Origin of the sequence: Paenilisteria rustica, assembly GCF_013820765.1 — a bacterium.
Classification (GTDB): Bacteria; Bacillota; Bacilli; order Lactobacillales; family Listeriaceae; genus Listeria_A; species Listeria_A rustica.
Window position 1 is genome coordinate 131,948 of the sequence record NZ_JABJVM010000005.1, and the last position, 23,266, is coordinate 155,213.

The following is a 23,266-nucleotide window of genomic DNA, read 5'->3' on the forward strand; positions in this document are numbered from 1 at the left end:
TATGTCGATATTGCTCCTTCTTATTATACGAAATGAAAGCCGTTTCATAGCAAGCTTTTTTATGCACCTTTTAGTAATTTTTGTATCCAATCATCCAAAACGCATGTGCGAGCTAATGCTACAGGCGCACGTGTTTTGCTCCATTTTGTGAACATTTTATGACAAGTACTATTTACTAGAATAAAGTTTCATTTTTCACTTGCATATACCCGCGATTTGGTTTAGAATATATGTTCGTGCTGGTTTTTAACGCATATACAAGGAGGTATATAATGAAAGTTTTATTTCAACATTTGAAGAAATACAAGCTTCAAACCACGCTCTCCACTTTGTTCATCGTCGTCATGGTTATCTCACAATTATGGCAGCCGAAATTATTACAACAAGTACTGGAAGCAATTATTAATGATAAGATGGACGAAATTACAAGAATTGGTATTTTACTTATTGTCATTGCCATTGTCGGACTTATCGCAGGTATCCTTAACACCATCCTCTCCGCAAAAGTGGCACAAGGTGTAGGGGCCGACATTCGTGAAACTAGTTTCCGCAAAATTCAAACATTCTCATTCAGCAATATCGAGAGACTTTCTACAGGAAATCTAGTTGTTCGTCAAACGAATGATATTACGCAAGTTCAAAACTTAGTGATGATGTCTTTACAATCCATCACTCGAATTCCGATTATGTTTATTGGTAGTTTTATTTTAGCGATGTATACCCTGCCTGAACTTTGGTGGATTATTATCGTGCTCGTTGTCCTTGTTCTCCTCATTGTTTTCTTGATTTTTGGAAGAATGGGCAAACACTTTGGTAAAATCCAAGGCTTCATCGATCGCGTTAATGCGATTGCAAAAGAAAACTTGGCTGGTATGCGTGTTGTGAAATCGTTCGTTCAAGAAGACAATGAATTAGAACGCTTCACAAAAACAAGTGATAAATTAACGCATCACACCATCGTAGTTGGACAACTTTTCTCTGTTATGATTCCAGCATTCATGCTCGTTTCAAACATGGCGGTTGTCGCGGCGATTTATTTTGCTGGGGATTTAGTGAAAGACAATCCTGAAGTTATCGGTGCGATTGCGTCATTTATGAACTACTTGATGCAAATTATGATGGCGATTATTATCGGTGGTATGATGATGATGATGGCTTCTCGTGCGATGATCTCGCTGAAACGTATTGGCGAAGTGCTCGACACAGAGCCTGATATTACGTATGACGAAAATGCGCCAAAACAAGATTTAATTGGTAGCGTGGAGTTCCGTGATGTTAGCTTCCAATATGAAGGCGACGAAACAAAAGCGCTGAAACATATTTCATTCGAAGCAAAACCTGGTGAAATGATCGGTATCGTCGGCGCAACTGGATCGGGTAAATCAACTCTAGCTCAACTGATTCCACGATTATACGACCCAACTGAGGGTGAAATTTTGATCGGTGGAACGGACTTGAAGAAAATGAGTAAACAAACGTTACGCGACACAGTTTCGCTTGTGCTGCAACGCGCGATTCTCTTCTCAGGTACGATTTCCGAGAATTTACGTCACGGGAAGAAGGATGCGACGACGGACGATATGGAGAAAGCAACACGTATTGCGCAGGCGAAAGAGTTTATCGAACGCCAAGCGGATGTATATGATGCGCCAATCGTTGAGCGTGGAAATAACTTCTCTGGTGGGCAAAAACAACGCCTTTCCATCTCACGCGGTATTATCGGTGAACCAAAAATCTTGATTCTTGATGACTCCACAAGTGCCCTCGATGCGCGTAGTGAGAAGCTCGTAAAAGAAGCTTTAAACAACGAACTTGGTGACACAACAACATTCATTATCGCTCAAAAAATCTCGTCTGTTATTCATGCTGACAAGATTCTCGTGCTTGATGCTGGCGAACTTGTTGGCGTTGGGACACATAAAGAGCTCGTTGAAACAAGTGCCACTTACAGAGAAATCTATGACACACAAAAGGGAAAGGAGGTTGACGCGTAATGACTGAATTTAAACGTATCTGCCGCTTTTTCTGGCACTATCTCAAAGCTTACAAGTTGCAACTGACCGTGATTATTATCGCGATTATCGGTGCTACTTATTTACAAGTCAAGGCTCCTGAGTATATCGGGAAAGCCATTCAAGAACTGGCAACGTATGCGCAACGCCTCTTCACAACTGGTGTGGATGACAAAACAGATTTCGTTCATATTATTTGGATGCTTATCCTGTTTTACGTCTTGCTTGCCGCAGCAACATTTATTCAAACCATCTTGATGGCTGGTGTTTCTGGTCGTGCGACAAACCGGATGCGTATCGGATTGTTCCGCAAAATGGAGAAATTATCGATTCGTTTCTTCGACGGACATAAAGATGGCGAAATGCTTAGCCGTTTTACAAGTGATTTGGATAACATCTCAAACACGCTGAACCAAGCGCTCGTACAAGTTTTGTCGAACGTTGCGTTAATGATTGGTGTTATTATCATGATGTATCAACAAAACGTGAAACTCGCAACTGTAACGCTGCTAATGGCCCCAATTGCGATCATCATTGCCGCGTTGATTATCCGCAAAGCTCGTAAATATGTCGATATGCAACAAGATCGTCTTGGCGAACTAAACGGTTATATCGATGAAAAAATTTCTGGTCAAAAAATCGTCATCACAAATGGCTTGGAAGAAGAAACAATTGAAGGCTTCGTGAAACATAACAACATCGTGAAAGACGCAACCTTTAAAGGCCAAGTTTACTCCGGTTTACTTTTCCCAATGATGCAAGGTATTTCACTGATTAATACGGCTGTCGTTATTTTCTTCGGTGGTTATCTAGCTCTTGATGGTAGTATCGAACGTGCCGCAGCTCTAGGTTTGATCGTTATGTTCGTACAGTATTCACAACAATTCTATATGCCACTGACACAAATCTCGTCCCAGTACAGCATGCTTCAACTTGCCATCACTGGTGCACGTCGTGTTAGTGAAATTTTTGACGAAGAAGAAGAAGTGGAACGTAAAGATTTGAAAACAATCGATGGCGTTCATCAAAGCGTGAAGCTGCAAAATGTGGATTTCGCGTATACACCTGAAAAACCAGTCCTCAAAAATGTTTCAATTGACGTTGAAAAAGGTAAAATGGTCGCTCTCGTTGGTCCAACTGGTTCTGGTAAAACAACCGTCATGAACTTGCTAAATCGTTTCTACAATGTAGATAACGGCGCGATTTTGTTTGACGATGTGGATATTCGCGACATCAAACTCGCTTCCCTTCGTAAACAAGTTGGTATCGTGTTGCAAGATTCTGTCCTTTTCTCTGGTACAATCCGCGATAATATCGTGTTTGGTAACCCAGAAGCAACAGATGCCGAAGTTACAGATGCCGCAAAACAAGCGAACATTCACGACTTTATCATGACGCTTGAAAATGGTTATGAAACAGAAATCACGGATGAGAACAACATTTTCAGTGTTGGTCAAAAACAATTGATTAGTATCGCGCGTACGATCATTACGAACCCGTCCCTGCTTATTCTGGATGAGGCGACAAGTAATGTCGATACCGTAACCGAGAGCCGCATCCAAAAAGCGATGGATAACGTTATCTCGGGCCGTACTAGTTTCGTCATTGCCCACCGTTTGAAAACGATTCTTGATGCCGATCATATTGTGGTCTTACATCAAGGTGAAGTTATCGAACAAGGTACGCATGAATCATTACTGAAAGAAGAAGGTTTCTACTCAGAGTTGTATCATAATCAGTTTGTGATCGAATAAGAAACAGCGCATCCTTTCACGGGATGCGCTGTTTTTCTGCGGTTAAAAGAATAATTTGCTTGCCGTAATTGATAATGCGAGTAGCGCTACCGAACCAATTGTAGCCGCGAGAAAGACACGTCCACCACGACGAATAATCACTTGAAAATTCACGCTCATTCCAAGCCCTGCCATCGCCATTCCGAGGCAAAGGTACGCCAGTGAAACAAGGCCATCTAATAAACTTGCTGGCATCGCGATAAACGTGCCGATTGCGCTTGTTAATAAGAATCCACCCATAAACCACGGAATCGGTAATTTCGCCTTTTCATCTGATGTTCCTCGTGTTTTGCGTTGCGCGATGATTCCAACAATCAAAGCAACTGGTGCGAGTAATAAGACACGAGATAATTTCATGATAATCGAAGCATCAAGCGCCTCCGTTCCGCCTGCCCCGCCTGCTGCAACTGCATGTGCAATTTCATGGAGCGATGAACCTGTCATGACACCAAATTGGGTCGGCGTCATGCCAAGTACAGGTTTTAAAGCCACTTCGATTAGCGTAAATACCGTCCCCAAAATCGCGACAACCGCAACTGCCAGTACCGCGTCATCGTTCTTCGCCTTCAATTGCGGCGACACTCCCATGACCGCAGCCGCTCCGCAAATCCCACAACCACAAGCCGTGAGCATGCCGAGCGTACTCTCTACTTTCAGCCATTTGCAGAGGAAATATACCGTTACAATCGTGAACGCGACGACAACAATCGCGAGGACAATCGTTTTTATCCCCGAATCCGCCAACGCCTCTAAATTCAAGCGAAACCCGAGCAAAATAATTCCCAATCGTAAAAATTTATTTGATATAAAACTTGTTCCCGGTTGTGCGCTAACGACAAGTTGCCCGCTCACTTGCACCAACATGCCTAGAACCAGCGCCAAAACAAGTGCTCCAACCAATTGCAAGCCTGGTAATAGCGCCAAATATTTACCCGCTAATGAGCACCCCAGCGTCACGCCAACCCCAATCCAAAAACCTTTTTCTTTCCATTTCATTCTCCATTCATCTCCTATTTTTCGTCCTAATATAGTATACTTAAATTATCATCACTTTAGTAAAGGAGGCACGCATCACATGTTCCAATGGCTCCAAACCTTTATGGCCGTTTTTGAAGTGAAAAATTTCACCAAAGCCGCCGAAAAGCTGTTTATCTCCCAGCCGACCGTTTCCTTACATATTCAAAAATTAGAAGAACTCACCGGTTCAGACCTGTTTTTTCGCAATGGCCGCAATCATGCAATACCAACCGAAAGCGCCAAACTGCTCTACTTGCGCGCAAAGCAACTCAATTCACTATGGGAAACTAGCTTGAATGATATAAAACAACTCCAAGGTAACACCCGCATTACTTATCATATCGGCGCGTCTCAAACGATTGGCGTGTATTTGCTACCTCAAGTTTTACCACCACTGCAAAAAGCTTTTCCAAATCACGATTTTGTCGTTCATATCGCTAATTCGACGATTATTTTTAATAAGGTGGAAACGCGTGACTACCAAGTCGGGCTCGTCGAATCACCAATGATTGCACCACTAATTGAACGCGCTGTGTTCTCCTATGATTCGCTTGTTTTAGCGGGTAATCAGGATAGTGAGTTGTGGCTACTGCGTGAATCGGGTTCGGGAATTCGCGCCTATACGGAACAGTTTTTTCAACAAGAAAATATTATTCCGGAGCAAAAGATGGAAATCGCGAGCAATGAGGCCATTTTGAATATGTTACAACAAGGATTCGGCAAAACGCTTTTATCCAATTTGAGCATCCGCGATACGGTCATTTTCCCAACACCCGAACCGATTAAGCGCGCACTTTTCCAAATTCATCATTCTGAATTTCCGCAAGATGAGGTCCAAATCGCTATGTATGAACTTTTGTTGGATACGTTTCGTTAATCTCTACTCTTAGAATACAGATATTTGAGCAATAAGTAAAATAGATATTTTAAATACTTAACATTATATAAATAAATATTAAAAAAGAGCTATTGTCAATGAACTTACAGCTATCAACGAAGGATTTAATTTTTCCAGGGGTGTTAGTAGTACTTTTATTTCTGTTATTTAAAACGCCGGATATGGCTCAGGGCATGACCTACAACCATTTCAACTGGGCGTTGGAAGATGGGGTCAATCCTACAGAGTATGCACAGAGGCTTTGGATGACGTTTATTTCTACAGCTGCGATTATACTTGTACTTTGTGTAGCCACCATTGTTATATGGAAGGAAGCTGGTAAAAATGAATAAGCAAAGATTTTGAAAGATTATTGATACATGTATGAAGCGCTCTCAAGGTGATTTTGAACTGTATAAGGAGCAATTGGAGAAGCATTTGAGTCAGCTAAGCATCGAAAATTTGGTGAAATGGCAGCTGATTTTTGACGAATATCTGGAAGTTTCTAATACAGAACGATTATGGGCGGCAGCTTACTTGTTGAACGATGGAGTCAGCGAGGATATGGACGCTTTAGATGAAGAATCTTTGGCGGAGTTCGAAGAGATTATGTACGTCGCAGGCTACGTCTATGCTGAAAAAATTGGAGATGACGATGATAAGCGATTTTTTGTAGCTTGTGAGGAATTTGCGCTGACGGAAGTCGAAAAGCAGGAAATATTGCGAAATATCAGGCTTCCGGATGATTCAGACTGGGATGAAGAGGATAACTTGATGCCAATTTTCCCTAATATTACAGCGTTTAAAGGATACTGAAAATGAATAAAACACTTGAACCTATGCAAAAGAACGATGAACCTATCCTTCAAAATTTGGTTCAACTGTATAATTATGAGTTTAGTGTGTATGCGGATACCATTAAAGTGAACACGGATGGTCTCTTTAAGCTGATGGATCTGACAAATTATTGGACGGATGCTGAATACCATGCTTTTTTCATTAAATCCGATGGCGCGTTTTGCAGATCAAGAATAATTATCCCGCGCAAGCTTTTTGGTGGAAAGTTATTTCGGGGTACACTGGTGACCAGTATTTTAAGAAGTATGATGCGAGGGATGATCGAAGTTCAGTACAGGAGTTTGATATGAAAAAAAGTGTTTCTAGAATAATAAATACCGTTCCACTATTACGGTGGCAAAAAATCTTATTTCATTTTTATCTATTAATTTCAAAATAATTTGGAAATACACAGATTTTTTTGCACCAAAGTCCATATGTGTTGTGTTATAATTATTAAGTGAAATCTTTAACATTATTAAACTACACATATCATTGATTATAAAGGAGAATTATTATGGGATTCAGATCTAGAAAAAGTATTAACTTAGGCGGAGGATTTAGGGTTAATGTAAGCAAAAGTGGCGTTGGTTATAGCTGGGGAGGGAAGGGGTATAGAGTAACAAAAACGGCTAGAGGTGGCACGAGAACGACCTTTTCAATTCCAGGAACAGGCATCTCACATGTAAGTGAGACTAGGAAAAATAATGAATCCAATCACACAAAGAATCCTAATTTCTATGTAGAAGACGGTCAAAGTACAGAGACTATTAATGTACAAGATTACCAGCCAGCAGAATACAAAGACCTACTCGACAATATCAAGAAAGTCCAAAATCTCAATTTGCTCAGCATCATTTTAATATGCACCCTTGTGTTAGCTGCAACAATGCCTGTATTTATCCTTACGAGTATAGCAGGAATTGTTTTAAAAATCTATGTACATACAAAATTAGCAATTACACTAGATTACACATTTGATGAAGAAGCTAAGAAATCCTATAGTAGTTTGTGTGAAATATGGATGAGTTTAAATGAAAATAAAAAATTTTGGCAAACGATTTCAGAAAATCAGCTTAACCAAAAAATAAGCGGCGGGGCTTCACGTGGTGTGAGCAGGATTCCCTCAAAAGCCATTACGAAAACGCCGTATTTTATCAAAACAAATATTAAACTTTTTGGCCTACAATTACGTAAACAGAAGTTATTCTTCCTACCAGATAAACTACTAGTTGTCTCCGGTAGGAAAGTCGGTGCTTTAAATTATTCAGATATTCGAATGGCATTAGGAACAACCAATTTTGTTGAAACTGACCCAGTTCCGAAAGATGCACATATCCTTGGGAATACGTGGCTAAAAGTTAATAAAAATGGCTCCCCTGATAAAAGATTCAAAGATAATCGGCAAGTACCTGTATGCGAGTACGGAGCTGTTCAAATCGAATCAGGAAATGCTTTACATGTCGAATTATTATGTTCCAACTCTACTACAATCAAAAAAATGGAAAACCTGGCTCTAAAAGTATTTAGCAAATAAATTAAGCTGTCTAGTGTGCCACATTATTGGTAATAAATTAACAAGGCATTAAGCGAAAATACAGCTCAATGTCTTGTTAATTCGGTATCTCAGCAACCTATTCTAGACGGTTGATAAGCTCTTCAAAACTGTTTGCCACAAAATATACTACTGGATCTAATTCTCCAGATTCTTCATGATTCCAAACGCATAATTTGGGTGCATCTACTGATTCTCTATAATCCAAACATAGGTAATCTCCTGCAAATAATATCGCGATTGGTAACAAGTCTACACCTACTAAGTCCTCATTATCTGTTAGCCTCTCTTCGATTCTTGTGAGCGTAACATCTATATCATATTCTCCTAGATTATTACCCTCAGTATCCTCCAATACACATAAAAATCGGTCAATTGCATATGAATGATTATTAGCCACAAATGATTTTTCGATTGGGATTCCGCCATTATTTTCAATTAACAAAGCTTTGTATTTTATTGGAAGTTTAATCCCCCACATATTTTCCTCGTTGCTTACTATGTCTTCTGTAGGTAATGGTAATACGACTGAACCTTTTTCTATGCGCATTTTATACTCCACTCACTTTTTCTTGCTTGCATCTTTTTTATACTTCTCAATTAACTTGCAACCACTTATATCCTTACAGATTTCATTCCCAGCAGGATCGTCAGCAATAGAAATGAAACCATCTGGTATTTCACCCTCCAATATTTCAAATGTCTCACCTAGATCCCCTGATTCTTCTCCAATACCGTAAAATTTATTGACTAAGCTAACGCCTTCATCGTCTGATATTATAAAATTAGATTTTTCAGGGTATCCACCATTAAATTCAAGCAAGAAAGCCTTATATTGTGGTGGTAATTGTAACTTATATTTAGTCTCGAATAATTCAATGTCATTACTGGTTATTTTATTCATTTACTTTTCATCATCTTCATATAAATTATCCAAAAACGAATTAAAATCAGGACTTAATAAAAACATATTATCCATTTCTAACTCCAACTCCATGTCATGTACCCAAAAATAAACTTGACCTTCATACTCACTATTCTTAGTACCTAGGCAAATTTCGTTTCCCGCTGGATCGTATCCTATAGAAATAAATCCGTCTGGGATTTCGCCATCTAAATTGTCAATAACTCTATCTAGATTGCCTTGCATATCACCAATACCATAAAATTTATTAACTAGACTGTTACCATTCTCAGAGGATATGTTAAATACAGCTTGCTTAGAGTATCCACCATTATATTTTAACAAAAAATCAATATAATCCTTTGGCAACCCAATATTATGTCTTTTTTCAAATGCTAGAATATCTTGTTCCGTGCTTTTGCCATTCGGGCTTATCATTTCAAACATTTTTAATCTACTCCTTCATTACTTTTTCCATTGATTTTTCCCATTTATAGTCGATTGACCACCTATATGTTTAAATTGTTGATGAACATCAAAATCAACAAGAATCATTGTTGTACCGTCTTCATGATGATGCCAAGTGTACCCTTCCGGAGCTCTGGACAGAGTTGGTACAGGTGGATTTGAATCTTTGTTTAGTCCTGCCAATTCATTAGCTGCTTTAAAATCAGCTTGTGGATTTTTAGGACTCATTACTTTTATTTGAACAGGCTTGATACTCGGGTGACTATAATCCGTAAAATCAGGATAACCATCTGGGTATCTCACCGTCTGACCGTTCTTGTTGGTATAACTCCATGTGCCCTTACTATCGATAGCAATACTGCCACCTTTTTTAATCCATTTCTCTGGTACTGGCGAGTTCATTGGCTTCGTCGCCATGATTTTCTTACTAATATTTTTCATTTCTAAATCTTTGGTTGCTTTGATTTTCAAGTCACTTTGTATCTTGCTGAAACTACTCTTCGGAACTTTAATACCTCTGCCTTTCATTGCAACAGCACCGAGCAGCACTGCCGATATGATAGAAAAGCTTTGCGCCTTAGTGATTGGTTCTCCTGTAAGTAGATTGTAACCTTCCATTGCAGCTAGCATGTATTCTGTTTCAAAATCGATATCCGCGTCTTCCACTTCGCGCTTAATTGTACCATCTTTTAAGCCGTCATTATAGGCGATTGTTGCTCTTGCAGATTCTTGATCTGTCACGCCATTCTTGCTTAAAATCCAGTAACAACCCTCTAATGTCTTCGTGTAGTCATCGAAATTATACGTTTTCTTCGGCTTCTTCTCTGGTACTAGATGATTCAGCCAACCTAATTGCATTTTGCTGGAATCATAGGTGTGCGTCGTGCCGTTGAACGCTTTTCCAGCTAGGATTTCATTCACGCCAGTCTTGACCTGATACATCCGCGTCAAGACGTCATCCATCATATTCATGTGACTATGCTCAAAATCCAGATACCTCTCTAAAATCTTGATTTCTTCTTTGATTTGCATCATCGACGTTTCCAGTCCCAGCTTCATGCCTATCTGTTGTCCGAGGTTCAAATTGCCCGTCATCGAATCTATCGCATACGTGAAGTCATCCAACAGATTTTCTGACCGCCTAATTTCAGCGTACAGCGCGTCCAATTTATCCGAATCCAATCGCGAGTCAAACGCATCATCCACCTGCGATTCAAAATCCTGCACATACTTCTTCAAAATCCGATCTGCCTCGCTCAAACACTCAATCGTCGTGTCTACGATAGGATAATGCACCGTTTCATAATAGCTTTTCGCACTATCAACAAACTCGCCCTTAATCTCACCGTCCGCCACTAATTTCGCGACGGCTTTTCGATAATCGTCTAGTGCATCCCGTAATCGCTCGCTTTCTCGTAAAAATTGCCCCACGAAATAGCGTACTTCTCCAATCTCAATCCGTGGCATGCGCATCAGCCTCCTTCGATGCAAACTTGGCTCGTTGGTGCGCTCGACGTGATTCCTGTATCGCATCATCCACGGCGTACATCTGTTTTTTCCGCTTCTGCCATTCTTCTGTCATGGTCTCTTCGACAAGTCCTAATCGGCTGCCGTGACTGGTTTCCCTGCCACGCATCCTGAAAAGTATGCAAAACATTCTCTTGCGCCCGTTTCGCTTTTGAAAACAATTGCTCCAACTCTTCAAACTGCCGCTCTTTCTTGATTTGTTCTTTCCAAACCTCTTCTTCTCGTTGTCTTGGCTGCATTTCTATGTATCCCCTTTATCTATTTTTTACTTCCCACCCATTCAATTCCTTGGTGTAGCATATCGCCCAGCGCTTTTTCTGAGGCAACAAATGCTTTCTCCACATTTTTCAAATTCGCTGTATCTTTTTGAAACGCGGCGGGAGCGGATGCTGTCATTTGCGCAAAATCCATCGCACCTTCTACCAATTGCCGCGCGCTGCCTGTGGAATACGAAACGTTTGGCTTAGGCTGTAACTTCAACGTATTTGTTGTCGCTTGGATCGCAGTCGCATGCTCCGCTATTCGACCGCTTGGTAATTGTATTTTTTTCGCCATGCTCATATCCATCCTTTCATTATTTTTTCTTAAAAAGCTTCCTCTCATTTTTCAAGCACCTTTATTATACAATTTCTAGCATAGACCGGCAAACTCAATTTACCGGAGTCGCTTCTAATTCGGTAATAAAGTTCCTCCATGCATCTCTATTGCTATATAAAGGAATCAACATAAAATATATATCTAGGCGACTTGGTCATAAAAAAATCATCACAACACTCCAAACTTATAGCCACATAATAGATGAATTAGAGCAAAAAGAATCCCGTCAAGTAGATGATATTATGAACGATGTATACGCCAATATTGTTTAATTTTTTGTGGCAAATCTGTGGCAAAAAGTCTTATTTCTATGTTTTTCTTTCATTTTCCCTCAAACAAAAAAACACCACAAATCGTATCATATCAACGATTTACAGTGTCTTTTCTCTTTCCTTCATTTCCTGAAAACGGAGAAACGGGGATTCGAACCCCGGCGCGGCCTGAACCGCCTAACAGATTTCGAGTCTGTCCCCTTCAGCCGGACTTGGGTATTTCCCCAACATGCAGATGCTTGCCAAAATACGCTCTAAAAGCTGTACCCTGAGCAATCACAAGTTCCATTCTAATGCATTTTTTCGTAAAAATCCAGCGTTTTCTCTCCATTTTTTAAAAAGCGTCGTAAAAATCGCTCCGAACATGTGGAATCGCTTTTTCCCAGGTCGCAATTGTTACCTCACTCGCCGTCGCTTTCCCGTAATACACGAGGTCGCGCGGTCGCACAAAGCCCATCACCATCTGCCCTAATGCTTGAATCGTGATCGCCAAAACAGGCTCGCTGGTCTGTTCTAACCGCCTCACAATGCTGCCTCGAATTTCAAAAATCCCGTCATTCCACGGCGCGGTCTCATCTTCCACTTGGAGGTATAGCGTATTTTCCGTTCGCGCAAATCGATATTTCCCCAAAAAGGCTTCCACATCCACGATTCGCATCATGAAGTCCAAAATCTCACGTTTCTCGAAATCTGGTGACGGAAAAGCAAGCGCGATATCCCGCAAACTGCCCACATTTTTTGCGACAACGCGGTCCACCATCATGCCATGCGTCCCAACGAATCGCCATAAACCTTTTTCGGCCTCGTAATCCAGCGCGACCATCTCGTGTACCTTAAATACTTCTGAATCAAGCGTGAACAACATATACCCCATCGTCACGCCGTTCATATCGCAGTAAACCGCAATTTCCTTCGTATAACCACGGCGCGCCAGTCGTAACCACCACGCATCATCGCGCATCATCATCCCACTTTTTTTGGTCAGCGCAAATCGATTATACAGCTCGCGAACGACCGAAATCCCCGTCCCATCTTCACTCGAAAAGCGCATCACACGACCAGGTACAGTTCCCATATCCGGCAACGCATGGCTCGGAATTTCCACCTCTATTTTTTCCGTGAATACTTCATACCCGAATTTCCGATAAAACGGGATCGAAAACGGGCTCAAATAGGAAACCAACTGTCCAGCTTCCTTCATTTTAACAAGCGATTCCTCCATCAAGCGGCGAATCAAGCCAGCATTCCGATACTCCGGATAACTCGCCACATACGCAATGCCACCCATCGAAAATCGTTCGCCCAAAATCGAAACGCTGAGCGGATATGTCAAAACCTGTGCTAGTAAATGCTCGCCGTAAAACAACCCCAGACGTCGTGCATTTTCTGCCCAATAATTAAAATCTGCTTCTCCACCAGATGCAGGAACTCGAAACGCATAATCGCGCAATTCCTTCACTTTTCCAATCTCTGAGTCCTTAATTTCCCTCATTTCCATGCCGACACCCCCATTCTCCTTTATTTTAGCACAAAATGCGCCTAATTGTTCACGAAAACGTTTTCACTTACTTTTTACAACAAGCTAATTTTTTGTAAGCATATTACTTGAAGTGTAGCGTGCAATATTATACACTGTAAAAGTAATCAAAACATATTGGAGGAATTTATAAAATGGCTAATGTATTATTTATTAAAGCAAACGGTTTACCAGCGGAACGTTCCGTGAGTGTGAAATTATACGAAGAATTCTTAAAAAACTATACGGCAAGCAATGCAGGGGATACAATCACTGAACTTGATTTGTTCCAAGCAGACCTTCCTTATTATGACGCAACGATGATGAGCGGTCTTTACAAAGAGTCAATCGGCGAAACATTAACGCAAGACGAAGCTCGCCTAGCAAAAGTTGCAAACAGCTACCTAGAACAATTTTTAGCAGCTGACAAAGTTGTGATGGCATTCCCATTGTGGAATTTCAGCATCCCAGCACAATTCCTAACTTACCTATTCTACTTAAACCAAGCTGGTAAAACATTCAAATACACATCAGAAGGCCCAGTTGGTCTTGTAACAAATAAAGAAGTTGTACTATTAAACGCACGCGGCGGCGTATACTCAGACGGCCCAATGGCAAACTGGGAAATGTCTCTTAACTACGTGAAAAACATCTTAACTCACTTCGGGATCACGAATCCACAAACCGTTATCGTAGAAGGCCACAACGCAGCACCAGACCAAGCACAAGATTTAATTGCAGCAGGCGTAGAAAAAGCAGCTGCTTTGGCTAATAAGTTCTAATTTAAATGTATAAAAAATAAGTCTAGCTACTCGTCAAAAAGTGGCTAGACTTATTTTTATACTATATCCTTCAAAGCCTCCGATTCCACACGCTTCATGAAATCATCCACAACCTTATCATTGTTCTTCGATCCGCCAAGCTTCATCAACGTTTTCCCAAGAAAGTTAACGCCTTGATTCGAGCCATAATAAATGAACCGCGTCGTATCCTCATCTATTTTTTCTAGCGTAATCGACGTCTCAATTTTGAAAGCTTTCGCTAACACAAAACCGCTCGTATTATGCTTACGATCCGGCGTATCCTCATGCTCCAAATCCTCGACAATATACGTCTCCACACGCTTACCTTCCTGATATTTCTGCCGATAAGTCGAGCCAACGATACCTTCTTTCCTCTCAATCACTTCATTTTCAACGACTTGAGGCATCACTCGCTGCATATTTTCAAGCGCAAATAAGTTCCAAACCACCTCGATATTCGCCTTAATCGCCATTTCCTCATGCCACTTCATCATGTTTCATTCCTCCATTTCCAAAAATCCATCAATCTCACTAATAATCGCCTCCGTGTCCGCAATTCGCTGACGCAAAGCCACCTTCTTCTCCCTCAAAATTTCCTCCAGCTCATCCAGCGAACGCTCATGGACTACCGTCAACATTTCCTGAATCGAAAAATCAAATCGGCGCAAATAAACGAGCAATCTCGCCACCAAAAACGAGTTGTTATCATAATAACTATATTTATTCCGAGGTTCCACAAACACAGGCACTAGCAACTCTATCTGCGCATAATATCGCAAAGTTTCCTTCGTAAGCCCAGTCATCTCTGCAAACTCTCCAATTCGATACATGCTTCCCCCTCCTCATATCCAGTATAAACCATGTAGCGCACCACGGTGTCAATATCGAACTTTCGTGAAAAATTTCATACTATTTCCACATTCCTCCCCACACCTAACGTAAAATAGGTTATACTAGAGGTAAGCAATCTATTATCAAGAGGATGGTGAGCATAATGTCGCGAGAATATACCGAAGATGATCTTGTATACGGCGAATCTTGGGGACTTGTACATCGTGGTTTCTTAGCGGATAGTGAAATCGAACGAATGAAAGCGCTACGAGATAAAGTGATGGACAAGCACGGAACAGCCGGAACAACTTTGAAACCGATTGGCAGAGTTATCATTGATGGTGAATGGTATGACGCTAGGCTAAAAGACGGCTATTTAGATATAGGAACTCCTATCGTTGTTGTCGGCATTGATATTGGCTATGTATTAGTAAACGAAGACCTAAAAAGAGAGGAAGATAATTCATGATTGGACCAATTATTATCGCAGTTTTAGTACTTGTAGTTTTGATTATATTTTTCACATTAGTACCAGTAGGCCTATGGATCAGCGCCATTTCCGCGCAAGTTCGCGTAGGACTAGGAACACTTGTCGGCATGCGTTTGCGCCGGGTAACTCCTTCCCGCGTTGTCAAACCATTAATTAAGGCCGTAAAAGCTGGGCTTGACCTAGAAGTAAACCAACTGGAAAGCCATTACTTAGCTGGTGGGGACGTCGATAAAACCGTCGATGCTCTAATTGCCGCGCACCGTGCCAATATTCAACTTGATTTTAGCCGTGCCGCAGCGATTGACCTTGCAGGACGTGACGTTTTAGAAGCCGTTCAAACTTCCGTTACACCAAAAGTTATCCGCACACCTGAATTTACCGGTGTTGCTCAAAACGGTGTTGAAGTAAAAGTTATCACACAAATTACCGTGCAATCCAATATCGACCGTATCGTCGGTGGTGCCGGTGAAGATACCGTTATCGCGCGTGTCGGTGAAGCCGTAGTCTCAACAGTCGGTGAAACTCGCGAGCATACCGATGTACTCGAAAACCCAAACAGCATTTCGAAAAAAGTACAAGAACAAGGTCTGGGCGATGGCACAGCCTACACGATTCTATCGATTGATATTGCCGAAATGCGTATTGGCGATAACATCAAAGCCAAACTAGACATCGAAAAAGCCAACGCAGACATGGAAGTTGCTCAAGCAGCCGCATCCAAACGTAAAGCAGAAGCGATCGCACTAGAACAAGAAAACCGTGCAGTCGTAGTTGCCGCCGAAGCCGAAGTTCCAAGAGCCCTTGCAAAAGCACTTGAAAAAGGTAACCTTGGTGCAATGGATATTTACCGTATGGATAATGTTCAGGCAGATACGACAATGAGAGAAGCTATTGCGAAAGAGGACAAATAAGTTTGGTGAGCATTGTCGTTGTTTAGCGGGTAGGATGTTCACTTTGTTCACATCCATATTGATGCTGTAACTCATTTTATTCGAACAATTCCCACCGTAGTTCAGAAAGAAGGTGTAACGAAAATGGATAGTATTTTTGATAATATTGGTGATTGGTTTGGTACTGCTGTCGTTATTATCGGGATTCTTTTCGGGCTCATCAGCTATTTCAAGAAAGCCGAAACCGAGAAGGAGGAAGAGGAGAAATCCAACCTTCCAAAAGTCCCAAAGCAACGTTCTCAAACCCGCTCCAACACTAAAAAAACACCTGCCAAAAAACCGCAACCATCGGGATACAAAGATACTGTAATTAAAGATGCGATCACGAGCACCGATACAAACGTAACTCACATGCACCATCACCATACCGTTACGAAAAAACGCGTTCGTGGTAAGATGCAGGATGCTATCATCATGAAGGAAATTCTAGATAAGCCTGTTTCTCTAAGACAGGAGAAATAAGGTCAAGCCAGTAAGTGTTGCGTCTTCTCGCGCATTTACTGGTTTTTTCGATTTCATTTTTATGTTTAGTAATAAATTCAACAAAAAAAACACATAATATTTCCGCTCCGCTAATTTCTAATGTAAAATAAGGTTATCAATGGCTTATCCAAGCTGTATCTAAGTTTAACCTAAATCATTCTAGGGAATTGTTATTTACTTAAGTTTTAAGATAAGGAGGGTTTCACATGGCCAATAAAAAAATATCCGTCAAAGCTATTATCGGGATTATCATTGCTATTCTATTTATTATTTTCGCCTTTGCCAACTGGGATAGCGTTCGTGTTAGCATCGTATTTATGCACTTCAATGCACCACTTGTTTTCATCATCCTCGGCTCCGCTATTATGGGTTCGTTAATCACGCTAGCCTTTAAAAAGTTCAGGAAAAATAAATAAAGCAGCACCATGGGGGTATGGAAAACATGAAACTTCGATTACAACTAGTTCTAACTTTATACGGAATTATTCTAGGCACGCTCGTAGCCGTTATCGCCTTCTTATTCCTTCGATTGGTAAATTTCCTGATCTATCTTGTCTGGGATGCAGGAGCTTCGTTATTCGGTGATCCCGTATTTTGGCCAATCTTGATATGTACATTAGGTGGCGTATTTGTCGGTCTATCGCGAAAACACATTGGGCCATACCCGCGTGAAATGAATGAAATCATGGGCGAATTCCATGCAAATGGTCGCGTTTCCTATCAAGGAAAACTCTGGCGAAACCTTGTAGCCGCTCTGATCGTATTAATGTTTGGCGCAAGTCTTGGTCCGGAGGCCGCTTTAGTGAGTATCTGCGCAGGGCTTGTAACATGGGTCGGCGATAAACTCCATTTTACATACCAGCAACGCGACGCACTCATCGAATTCGGAATCGGCGCATTGCTATCCATCATCTTTGCCTCGCCATTATTCGGAATTGCTTCTACACAAGAAGGAGAAGCTAACAACATAAGTAAAAAGTTACATATCCAAAAAATAATTATTTACTTCTTCTCCGTATCTGCAGGATTTCTGGTTTTCTACTATCTACTGCAACTTAATGACGGCCCAAGCCCATTTGCAAATCTAGGCTCTGCTACCATCTCTTGGCCAGAATTGCTCTTACTAATTCCACTCTTACTCGCAGGCAAATATTTTGGTAAAGTGTATGGCATTTTCGAAACCGGCATTACCTTTGCAACTCGTAAAATTCAATCCAAACCCATCATGCTTGCCGTAAGTGGTGGCTTGATTTTAGGTGTTTTCGCGTTCTTCCTGCCTAACATGCTCTACTCTGGTGAACACGGTGTCGGTGAAATCGCGAAAGAATACGATTCAATGTCTATCTATCTTTTACTCGCAATTGGTTTTGCCAAGTTATTCGTAACAAGAATATGCCTTGGCACAGGTTGGCGCGGTGGTCACATTTTTCCAATCATTTTTGCCAGTATTGCCGTAGGTTTTGCCTTGACGAAAATACTTCCCGCTGATCCAATATTCATCGTCGCCATTTTTGCAACAGCCTCTTGCGCTGTGATTCTGAAGAAACCGCTAGCCGCTGCTTTTTTACTAGCCTTATTTTTCCCGTTCCAATTATGGCTATTTATCGTAGTCGCAGCGTACCTGGCCGTTTATAAACCTAAACGCGTGTCAGCATCATAAACATCATTCAAGGAGGAGATTCAGTTGGGATTCTTAGACAAAATTATGGGAAATGCATCTACAACAGACTTAGAGGAAGTTCAAAAGGAGCTAGTGGATGTCCTTATTCCCGATGAAGAAATTATTGCGGGCTATAAAATCATCCGTAACTCCCTAGCCTTCACAAATAAACGCCTGATCTTAGTTGATAAGCAAGGCGTGACAGGGAAAAAAACCGAATATAAAACCATTCCTTATAAAAGCATCAGTCGATTCAGTGTCGAAACAACCGGCCATTTTGACTTAGATGTGGAATTAAAAATCTGGATCTCTAGCGAATCAGACCCTTCCACAAGTATCAATTTTTCAAAAGGCGCACCTGTTGTAGAGATACAAAAAATCTTAGCACAGGCCATCCTCTCATAAAAAAAACAAGCGCGGTATAGAATCTCGGGTTATATTCCCAGTTCTATACCGCGCTTTTATGTGCTTATTTTTGATTTTCAAAATCTTGATGTCCGAAATGATCTACGTCGCGCATAGCACCGAAATCTGGATATCCGCCACGAGAAAATCTTGGATCGCTGTGATGACCGCGGTGACCGTGACCGCCAGGATGTGGTCTGCCGCCGCCAAAGCCTGGGAAACCGCCTCTACCTTGCATCCGTGGATCTTCGAAAGCTTCATCGCCGGCAATGTCGCCTAACTCTTTCTCAAGTTCATCTGTAATTCGGTGCATATAATCGTGCAAATTAGCCTTTTCTTCATCATTTAGCACGTCGAAAATCTTGTTATAGTCGGTTTGGTTATCTTTACTTTGCTCCGCTGCCTCGGCACCAGCCTCTGTCAACTTCACATTCATCACGCGACGGTCTGCTTCTGATGGTTCGCGTGTGATGTATTCGCTTTTTTCCAATTTCGTCAATAACTCGCCCAGTGACTGGTTACGCATATCAAGCAAATATGCCAATTCTTTCTGCGTGATCTCTGGTTTCATTTTCAAAATGGATAGCACCCGACCTTGACCTCGATACGGATTGCCGAATGGTCCTGCACTTCGTAAATTGTGGATTTGGTAATGGTGTAACATCCGGTTAAATTGGATAAATTGTTTCATTAAATTGTTTTCTGTTTCGCTCATTTGTAATTCCTCCATTTGATTGTTTTTCGTCATAAGACATAATTAAAAGGTACCTTTGTTTTATATTATAAAGGCACCTTTCTAATTTGTCAAGCTGATTTAATTTGTTACTTTAATGAGCACGGTATCTTTTTTAGAACCGTCTAACGTTCGTGCTGTGATTGTAGCTGTACCAACTGCTTTCCCGGTTATCTTACCTTTTGCATCTACTGTCGCGATTTTTGCATTCGAGGTTGTCCACGCGATTCCTTTATTCGATGCGTTGGTTGGTGCGATGGTTGCGCTCATCTGGAAGGAGGTATTCTTTTTGATGTAAACACCGCTACGATTAAGTGCGACCGCTGTCACTGGATAGGCTGGACCAATCGTGACGGACATCGCCGTTCCTGGTTTTGAATTCACTTTGAATGAGAAATTCGGATAGGCCCCGTTGCTGAGACGATTCGATGGATTTGAGCGATTATTCAAATAGATTTGTTGCGCTTTTCCTCGAGATCCCGTGCCAACGTAGTAGAAAGCATCAGACATTGCTGTACTGCCACTATTTAGTTGAGAAAAGCCTGCAATACCTTGATTCGCTTCTTTCAGGGTTACAAGTTGCTTGCCGACCGTTTGATTGCTACCATAATTCGTATTCACATGATAGATAGCAATGCCGCCTTTGTATACTTTGCCAATCAGCGCGCGGTCAAAACCAATAAATTGCCGATTCTCAATTAAAAAATACTCTTTTGGGGAACTCGTGTTGACTCGCAAAATCGTCGTACCTGCATAAACTGTTTGGGCGGAAGACGTTGTTGTGCTCACAACTCGCGGTGTCACAGTGCCAATTTTGACTTTGGAGTAGGCGTCTAGAAGTACTGGCGTTTGGCCTGGATAACTATCGCCAGACTGTGTTCCCCATGCACCTTTTGCCATCAAACTGTAAGTGCCAAGCCCGCTTCCTGAACCACTCGTGTTATAGAGATCTAGCAAGCCTAAATCGTGGCCGAGTTCATGCGCGATAACACCGATTGTCGCCATATGCGTACCATGCATCTCGCCAAATTGCGTGTATGTGAAGAATGTTTTGCCATCCAACTTGGGCGTAATAGTCGAATTCATGCCCCACATATGTCCCCAAACCGAGAGTACCGTATTCGTGTAAGCCCGCTCCTGCCCAGCTATAATCGTCATCACATGCAATTCCCCAGCATCGATGCGACCATTTTTATTCGTATCGTATTGTGCAAAATTAACAAAACCATTCGCTGCAATAAGCGCATCCCGAACAATATATTGGTTACGCGTATCAATCGCCGCACCGGTCCGAGGATGGTTAAGATTCAGTTTCACTCGAACCACGCCATTATTAACCGTACCCGACGTCTCGCTCGCTGGAACAAGATTAATTTTGGCATTGGTTGCTTGTGTATAATAAAGTTTTACTGATTTACTCGTCGTACTAAAAACCTTCTGATTCCAACTTGCTTCGCTCTGCTTGATCGCCGCGTCTTTGAAACTCACTAAAATCACTAGTACGCGGTTTGTCGTTGGCATAGCGCTAACTTTTGGAATCGCCGTCGTTGGTGCTTGCGCTGGTAGAGATGATGCGCTCGGATATTTACTTACCGTAACGGGGGTCGTTTTTTGATTTGCTGCCTGTAAGGAATCTGCGGAACTTGCTTGTGCTATCGTTGCGGTACATATCGATAGAACCATCATGACTATCAGCGCCATCCATTTCAGAATAGGCCGCATGATTTGTTCCTCCTTTAATTTCGGCAAAACTCACCGCTTCTTGATTGGTAATTAATACCCGTATTTAAAAAAGGTTAAACGATGCGCATAGGTGAGCAATAAAAAAAGCCCTCCGAATTCGGAAAGCTCCCTTCGTTTAGTATCTACTCAATTCCGTTCTCGGCGATTGAATAATTACCGGTTTTTTCTTCGGATCGAGCCATTTCAGAATTTTGATGACGTTTGCTTGGCTTGTTCCTGTGCAACCCATCGTGTAACTGCTTGATACATGGAAAAAGATTGCTGAGCCCCAGCCTGGTTTTCTCAGCGGATTATAGTTAATCACGAACGCATAATTATACGCTGGCTGATACAATTTTTCTGCAGATTTCCAGCGATTGTTGACCGGAAGTACTTGCCACGAATTGTAAAGCTTCGACTTGCCATCATCCACCCAAACATCGCGCGTACTCGTTTTGCGGTAAGGCATCTTCGTCCCCGGATTAGCGTAGCGACCAAACGCCGTGCCTAGCGTGAACTTCCCGCGTGGACTTTGAACAACCGTTTCCCTCATTGTCGTCGCAAAACCATCCCGCCCGATAAAACCATACATCAACGCCTTGCGCTGCCAAACGCCCTTACTGTCCCGCTCAAACATCTGAATCGTTGCCTTATTGGACTTGTAGCCCGGCGTCGTCACCAAAATCAGCTGCTTATTTGCCCCAACTGACTTGAATCGCTGTGCATCATTCGTCGCCGCATCCGCCTTGCCTCCAACTGCAAAAACAATCCCAAACGCTAGAAAAACAACAGCCATACTCCAAAATACTTTTTTCACAACAAAATCCCCCCTACTATCTTTATATGGTTCCACGTTTTCAGATGTTCAAACATGAAGTAGAGAGAAACAGCCTCGCACAAATGGAACACTAAAAAAGTCGAGAACGAGCGAAATTTCTCGCAAACCGACTTTAACAAAGCAAAAAAAGAACACGCCCAACTACCATCAAAATCCAAAGATAAAGCACTACATTAAAGACTATAGAAAGCATCCGCAAAAAATGGATGCGCTCTATAGTCTTTTTACTTTGATTGAAGCTCAGTCAAAACCAGCTCCACTTCTTCCACCACAGTCATATCCCCAGTAATTCGTAACACAGGGCATTCCAACCTTTGAAACCAAGTCTCATGCAATTTCTTGCTCCGAACATCCACGTCCCCGTCCTCATACCTCGATGCCCACGCAACAAATTCCAGATGCTCCTGATGCCTACTTCCTCCCGGCAAAATCGCCTCGCCATACCGCATCCGTTCCCGATTCACCAAGCGTTCCAATCGCACATCCCGCGGCACCTCCAAGAATACGACCACATCAAAAAACGGTTCCAGCGGCGTTCCCCAATTAGAAAGCGCTCCCGACAACACCCAATCCTCACGCGCCATAAAATCCCGCTCCATCATCTCCAGCCGCCTCTCAATCGCCCTTTTGACAGAAAACTTCTCCTCCCAATAATAATCATCCGTATCAAAAAAAGCCACCCCAAGCCTATCAGCCAGCGCCTTACCAAGCGTCGACGTCCCAGCCCCCGACGCCCCCACCACATGAATCCTCACAACAATCACTCCTCATAAAAGTATCTTCCCCACAAAAAAGCACCACCAACCAAAAAATACAGCGTGACGACAAACACTCATTTTCGTCGTTAAAAGCTCCGTTCCAGTGCTCACGTACTCTAGTACGCTCCGCCCTGGTACTCACTTTTGCCTTGAAACTAAGTATTTATCGTCACGCTGAAGTTTGGAGATACATCATGTAACGCGGTTTTTCTGCAGTC

28 protein-coding genes, 1 tRNA gene and 1 pseudogene are annotated in these 23,266 nt (G+C 42.0%); 15 read left to right on the forward strand and 15 right to left on the reverse strand.

Going from position 1 to position 23,266, the window contains the following annotated elements; translation table 11 throughout:
- The first annotated feature begins 272 nt into the window (after window positions 1–272).
- Window positions 273–1,994: an ABC transporter ATP-binding protein gene (locus HPK16_RS06800; protein WP_181676256.1), complete on the forward strand. Its 1,722-nt coding sequence runs from the start codon at window positions 273–275 to the stop codon at window positions 1,992–1,994.
- Window positions 1,994–3,766: an ABC transporter ATP-binding protein gene (locus tag HPK16_RS06805; protein WP_181676257.1), complete on the forward strand. Its 1,773-nt coding sequence runs from the start codon at window positions 1,994–1,996 to the stop codon at window positions 3,764–3,766. Before HPK16_RS06800 ends, HPK16_RS06805 begins: the two co-directional genes overlap by 1 nt.
- Before the next feature lie 42 nt (window positions 3,767–3,808).
- Here HPK16_RS06805 and HPK16_RS06810 read toward each other — a convergent pair whose 3' ends face one another.
- Window positions 3,809–4,801 (reverse strand): YeiH family protein, encoded by a 993-nt coding sequence (locus tag HPK16_RS06810; protein WP_181676258.1) that lies wholly within the window; start codon window positions 4,799–4,801, stop codon window positions 3,809–3,811.
- A gap of 79 nt (window positions 4,802–4,880) precedes the next feature.
- Between HPK16_RS06810 and HPK16_RS06815 the strand changes: the two genes are divergently transcribed.
- The 5 genes from HPK16_RS06815 to HPK16_RS06835 all read left to right on the forward strand — a co-directional run bounded on the left by HPK16_RS06815 (window position 4,881) and on the right by HPK16_RS06835 (window position 8,073).
- Window positions 4,881–5,699 (forward strand): LysR family transcriptional regulator, encoded by an 819-nt coding sequence (locus HPK16_RS06815; RefSeq protein ID WP_181676259.1) that lies wholly within the window; start codon window positions 4,881–4,883, stop codon window positions 5,697–5,699.
- A 98-nt stretch (window positions 5,700–5,797) separates the two neighbouring features.
- The gene (locus HPK16_RS06820) at window positions 5,798–6,052 is read left to right on the forward strand and encodes a hypothetical protein (RefSeq protein ID WP_181676260.1); all 255 of its coding nucleotides are present in this window, start codon (window positions 5,798–5,800) and stop codon (window positions 6,050–6,052) included.
- Between the two features lie 19 nt (window positions 6,053–6,071).
- Window positions 6,072–6,515: a DUF4240 domain-containing protein gene (locus tag HPK16_RS06825; protein WP_343064805.1), complete on the forward strand. Its 444-nt coding sequence runs from the start codon at window positions 6,072–6,074 to the stop codon at window positions 6,513–6,515.
- Between the two features lie 2 nt (window positions 6,516–6,517).
- Window positions 6,518–6,847 (forward strand): hypothetical protein, encoded by a 330-nt coding sequence (locus tag HPK16_RS06830; RefSeq protein ID WP_181676262.1) that lies wholly within the window; start codon window positions 6,518–6,520, stop codon window positions 6,845–6,847.
- 206 nt (window positions 6,848–7,053) lie between these two features.
- Entirely contained in the window at window positions 7,054–8,073 is a 1,020-nt protein-coding gene (locus HPK16_RS06835; protein WP_181676263.1) for a DUF4236 domain-containing protein, read from the forward strand.
- Window positions 8,074–8,170: 97 nt separating this feature from the next.
- Here HPK16_RS06835 and HPK16_RS06840 read toward each other — a convergent pair whose 3' ends face one another.
- The 6 genes from HPK16_RS06840 to HPK16_RS06865 all read right to left on the reverse strand — a co-directional run bounded on the left by HPK16_RS06840 (window position 8,171) and on the right by HPK16_RS06865 (window position 11,545).
- Window positions 8,171–8,641 carry an SMI1/KNR4 family protein gene (locus HPK16_RS06840; RefSeq protein WP_181676264.1) on the reverse strand — a complete coding sequence of 157 codons (471 nt, stop codon included), beginning with the start codon at window positions 8,639–8,641 and terminating at the stop codon, window positions 8,171–8,173.
- Window positions 8,642–8,653: 12 nt separating this feature from the next.
- Window positions 8,654–8,995 carry an SMI1/KNR4 family protein gene (locus HPK16_RS06845; RefSeq protein ID WP_181676265.1) on the reverse strand — a complete coding sequence of 114 codons (342 nt, stop codon included), beginning with the start codon at window positions 8,993–8,995 and terminating at the stop codon, window positions 8,654–8,656.
- Window positions 8,996–9,442: an SMI1/KNR4 family protein gene (locus HPK16_RS06850; protein WP_181676266.1), complete on the reverse strand. Its 447-nt coding sequence runs from the start codon at window positions 9,440–9,442 to the stop codon at window positions 8,996–8,998.
- 18 nt (window positions 9,443–9,460) lie between these two features.
- The gene (locus HPK16_RS06855) at window positions 9,461–10,930 is read right to left on the reverse strand and encodes a T7SS effector LXG polymorphic toxin (RefSeq protein WP_181676267.1); all 1,470 of its coding nucleotides are present in this window, start codon (window positions 10,928–10,930) and stop codon (window positions 9,461–9,463) included.
- A 65-nt stretch (window positions 10,931–10,995) separates the two neighbouring features.
- On the reverse strand, window positions 10,996–11,229 hold the full coding sequence (locus HPK16_RS06860) for a hypothetical protein (protein WP_181676268.1): 234 nt from the start codon (window positions 11,227–11,229) through the stop codon (window positions 10,996–10,998).
- Window positions 11,230–11,248: 19 nt separating this feature from the next.
- The gene (locus tag HPK16_RS06865; RefSeq protein ID WP_181676269.1) at window positions 11,249–11,545 is read right to left on the reverse strand and encodes a DUF3130 family protein; all 297 of its coding nucleotides are present in this window, start codon (window positions 11,543–11,545) and stop codon (window positions 11,249–11,251) included.
- 134 nt (window positions 11,546–11,679) lie between these two features.
- Here HPK16_RS06865 and HPK16_RS17090 point away from each other — a divergent pair.
- Window positions 11,680–11,859 (forward strand): annotated as a pseudogene (locus HPK16_RS17090) (site-specific integrase); the annotation flags it as partial.
- Window positions 11,860–11,995: 136 nt separating this feature from the next.
- Here HPK16_RS17090 and HPK16_RS06870 read toward each other — a convergent pair.
- Together HPK16_RS06870 and HPK16_RS06875 are read right to left on the reverse strand one after the other, a co-directional pair.
- A tRNA-Ser gene (locus HPK16_RS06870) sits at window positions 11,996–12,085 on the reverse strand.
- A gap of 108 nt (window positions 12,086–12,193) precedes the next feature.
- Window positions 12,194–13,357, reverse strand: coding sequence for a GNAT family N-acetyltransferase (locus HPK16_RS06875; RefSeq protein WP_181676270.1), 1,164 nt, complete (start codon window positions 13,355–13,357; stop codon window positions 12,194–12,196).
- A gap of 173 nt (window positions 13,358–13,530) precedes the next feature.
- Here HPK16_RS06875 and HPK16_RS06880 point away from each other — a divergent pair, with 173 nt between their 5' ends.
- Window positions 13,531–14,157 carry an FMN-dependent NADH-azoreductase gene (locus HPK16_RS06880; RefSeq protein WP_181676271.1) on the forward strand — a complete coding sequence of 209 codons (627 nt, stop codon included), beginning with the start codon at window positions 13,531–13,533 and terminating at the stop codon, window positions 14,155–14,157.
- A 56-nt stretch (window positions 14,158–14,213) separates the two neighbouring features.
- On the opposite strand, the gene HPK16_RS06885 is transcribed toward HPK16_RS06880, so the two are convergent.
- Both HPK16_RS06885 and HPK16_RS06890 read right to left on the reverse strand, forming a co-directional pair.
- Window positions 14,214–14,672: an SRPBCC family protein gene (locus HPK16_RS06885; protein WP_181676272.1), complete on the reverse strand. Its 459-nt coding sequence runs from the start codon at window positions 14,670–14,672 to the stop codon at window positions 14,214–14,216.
- A gap of 3 nt (window positions 14,673–14,675) precedes the next feature.
- Window positions 14,676–15,008: a MerR family transcriptional regulator gene (locus tag HPK16_RS06890; RefSeq protein WP_181676273.1), complete on the reverse strand. Its 333-nt coding sequence runs from the start codon at window positions 15,006–15,008 to the stop codon at window positions 14,676–14,678.
- 164 nt (window positions 15,009–15,172) lie between these two features.
- Between HPK16_RS06890 and HPK16_RS06895 the strand changes: the two genes are divergently transcribed.
- The 6 genes from HPK16_RS06895 (at window position 15,173) to HPK16_RS06920 (ending at window position 18,997) form a co-directional block, all read left to right on the forward strand.
- Window positions 15,173–15,478: an NfeD family protein gene (locus HPK16_RS06895; RefSeq protein ID WP_036059156.1), complete on the forward strand. Its 306-nt coding sequence runs from the start codon at window positions 15,173–15,175 to the stop codon at window positions 15,476–15,478.
- Window positions 15,475–16,410, forward strand: a complete 936-nt coding sequence (floA, locus tag HPK16_RS06900) for a flotillin-like protein FloA (protein ID WP_036059155.1) — start codon at window positions 15,475–15,477, stop codon at window positions 16,408–16,410. Before HPK16_RS06895 ends, floA begins: the two co-directional genes overlap by 4 nt.
- Before the next feature lie 123 nt (window positions 16,411–16,533).
- Window positions 16,534–16,911, forward strand: a complete 378-nt coding sequence (locus HPK16_RS06905; RefSeq protein ID WP_181676274.1) for a hypothetical protein — start codon at window positions 16,534–16,536, stop codon at window positions 16,909–16,911.
- A gap of 227 nt (window positions 16,912–17,138) precedes the next feature.
- Window positions 17,139–17,348, forward strand: a complete 210-nt coding sequence (locus HPK16_RS06910) for a LapA family protein (RefSeq protein ID WP_051492796.1) — start codon at window positions 17,139–17,141, stop codon at window positions 17,346–17,348.
- Between the two features lie 26 nt (window positions 17,349–17,374).
- On the forward strand, window positions 17,375–18,592 hold the full coding sequence (locus HPK16_RS06915) for a chloride channel protein (RefSeq protein WP_181676275.1): 1,218 nt from the start codon (window positions 17,375–17,377) through the stop codon (window positions 18,590–18,592).
- Between the two features lie 24 nt (window positions 18,593–18,616).
- Entirely contained in the window at window positions 18,617–18,997 is a 381-nt protein-coding gene (locus HPK16_RS06920; protein WP_036059151.1) for a PH domain-containing protein, read from the forward strand.
- A 64-nt stretch (window positions 18,998–19,061) separates the two neighbouring features.
- Here the strand turns inward: HPK16_RS06920 and HPK16_RS06925 are convergent, their stop codons facing one another.
- The 4 genes from HPK16_RS06925 to HPK16_RS06940 form a co-directional block, all read right to left on the reverse strand.
- A complete protein-coding gene (locus tag HPK16_RS06925; protein ID WP_181676276.1) occupies window positions 19,062–19,712 on the reverse strand; it encodes a MarR family winged helix-turn-helix transcriptional regulator in 651 nt (216 codons plus the stop codon).
- Window positions 19,713–19,811: 99 nt separating this feature from the next.
- On the reverse strand, window positions 19,812–21,452 hold the full coding sequence (locus HPK16_RS06930) for a M6 family metalloprotease domain-containing protein (protein ID WP_181676277.1): 1,641 nt from the start codon (window positions 21,450–21,452) through the stop codon (window positions 19,812–19,814).
- 136 nt (window positions 21,453–21,588) lie between these two features.
- The gene (locus tag HPK16_RS06935; RefSeq protein ID WP_181676278.1) at window positions 21,589–22,269 is read right to left on the reverse strand and encodes a L,D-transpeptidase family protein; all 681 of its coding nucleotides are present in this window, start codon (window positions 22,267–22,269) and stop codon (window positions 21,589–21,591) included.
- Window positions 22,270–22,514: 245 nt separating this feature from the next.
- Window positions 22,515–23,051, reverse strand: a complete 537-nt coding sequence (locus HPK16_RS06940) for an AAA family ATPase (protein WP_181676335.1) — start codon at window positions 23,049–23,051, stop codon at window positions 22,515–22,517.
- Between the last annotated feature and the right edge of the window lie 215 nt (window positions 23,052–23,266).

What these genes read in the sequence shown, in the direction of transcription:
- HPK16_RS06800 (WP_181676256.1), top strand. Translation starts at nt 273, where the DNA reads ATGAAAGTTTTATTTCAACATTTGAAGAAATACAAGCTTCAAACCACG.
- HPK16_RS06805 (WP_181676257.1), top strand. Translation starts at nt 1,994, where the DNA reads ATGACTGAATTTAAACGTATCTGCCGCTTTTTCTGGCACTATCTCAAA.
- HPK16_RS06810 (WP_181676258.1), bottom strand. Translation starts at nt 4,801, where the DNA reads ATGAAATGGAAAGAAAAAGGTTTTTGGATTGGGGTTGGCGTGACGCTG.
- HPK16_RS06815 (WP_181676259.1), top strand. Translation starts at nt 4,881, where the DNA reads ATGTTCCAATGGCTCCAAACCTTTATGGCCGTTTTTGAAGTGAAAAAT.
- HPK16_RS06820 (WP_181676260.1), top strand. Translation starts at nt 5,798, where the DNA reads ATGAACTTACAGCTATCAACGAAGGATTTAATTTTTCCAGGGGTGTTA.
- HPK16_RS06830 (WP_181676262.1), top strand. Translation starts at nt 6,518, where the DNA reads ATGAATAAAACACTTGAACCTATGCAAAAGAACGATGAACCTATCCTT.
- HPK16_RS06835 (WP_181676263.1), top strand. Translation starts at nt 7,054, where the DNA reads ATGGGATTCAGATCTAGAAAAAGTATTAACTTAGGCGGAGGATTTAGG.
- HPK16_RS06840 (WP_181676264.1), bottom strand. Translation starts at nt 8,641, where the DNA reads ATGCGCATAGAAAAAGGTTCAGTCGTATTACCATTACCTACAGAAGAC.
- HPK16_RS06845 (WP_181676265.1), bottom strand. Translation starts at nt 8,995, where the DNA reads ATGAATAAAATAACCAGTAATGACATTGAATTATTCGAGACTAAATAT.
- HPK16_RS06850 (WP_181676266.1), bottom strand. Translation starts at nt 9,442, where the DNA reads ATGTTTGAAATGATAAGCCCGAATGGCAAAAGCACGGAACAAGATATT.
- HPK16_RS06855 (WP_181676267.1), bottom strand. Translation starts at nt 10,930, where the DNA reads ATGCCACGGATTGAGATTGGAGAAGTACGCTATTTCGTGGGGCAATTT.
- HPK16_RS06860 (WP_181676268.1), bottom strand. Translation starts at nt 11,229, where the DNA reads ATGCAGCCAAGACAACGAGAAGAAGAGGTTTGGAAAGAACAAATCAAG.
- HPK16_RS06865 (WP_181676269.1), bottom strand. Translation starts at nt 11,545, where the DNA reads ATGGCGAAAAAAATACAATTACCAAGCGGTCGAATAGCGGAGCATGCG.
- HPK16_RS06875 (WP_181676270.1), bottom strand. Translation starts at nt 13,357, where the DNA reads ATGGAAATGAGGGAAATTAAGGACTCAGAGATTGGAAAAGTGAAGGAA.
- HPK16_RS06880 (WP_181676271.1), top strand. Translation starts at nt 13,531, where the DNA reads ATGGCTAATGTATTATTTATTAAAGCAAACGGTTTACCAGCGGAACGT.
- HPK16_RS06885 (WP_181676272.1), bottom strand. Translation starts at nt 14,672, where the DNA reads ATGATGAAGTGGCATGAGGAAATGGCGATTAAGGCGAATATCGAGGTG.
- HPK16_RS06890 (WP_181676273.1), bottom strand. Translation starts at nt 15,008, where the DNA reads ATGTATCGAATTGGAGAGTTTGCAGAGATGACTGGGCTTACGAAGGAA.
- HPK16_RS06895 (WP_036059156.1), top strand. Translation starts at nt 15,173, where the DNA reads ATGTCGCGAGAATATACCGAAGATGATCTTGTATACGGCGAATCTTGG.
- floA (WP_036059155.1), top strand. Translation starts at nt 15,475, where the DNA reads ATGATTGGACCAATTATTATCGCAGTTTTAGTACTTGTAGTTTTGATT.
- HPK16_RS06905 (WP_181676274.1), top strand. Translation starts at nt 16,534, where the DNA reads ATGGATAGTATTTTTGATAATATTGGTGATTGGTTTGGTACTGCTGTC.
- HPK16_RS06910 (WP_051492796.1), top strand. Translation starts at nt 17,139, where the DNA reads ATGGCCAATAAAAAAATATCCGTCAAAGCTATTATCGGGATTATCATT.
- HPK16_RS06915 (WP_181676275.1), top strand. Translation starts at nt 17,375, where the DNA reads ATGAAACTTCGATTACAACTAGTTCTAACTTTATACGGAATTATTCTA.
- HPK16_RS06925 (WP_181676276.1), bottom strand. Translation starts at nt 19,712, where the DNA reads ATGAGCGAAACAGAAAACAATTTAATGAAACAATTTATCCAATTTAAC.
- HPK16_RS06930 (WP_181676277.1), bottom strand. Translation starts at nt 21,452, where the DNA reads ATGCGGCCTATTCTGAAATGGATGGCGCTGATAGTCATGATGGTTCTA.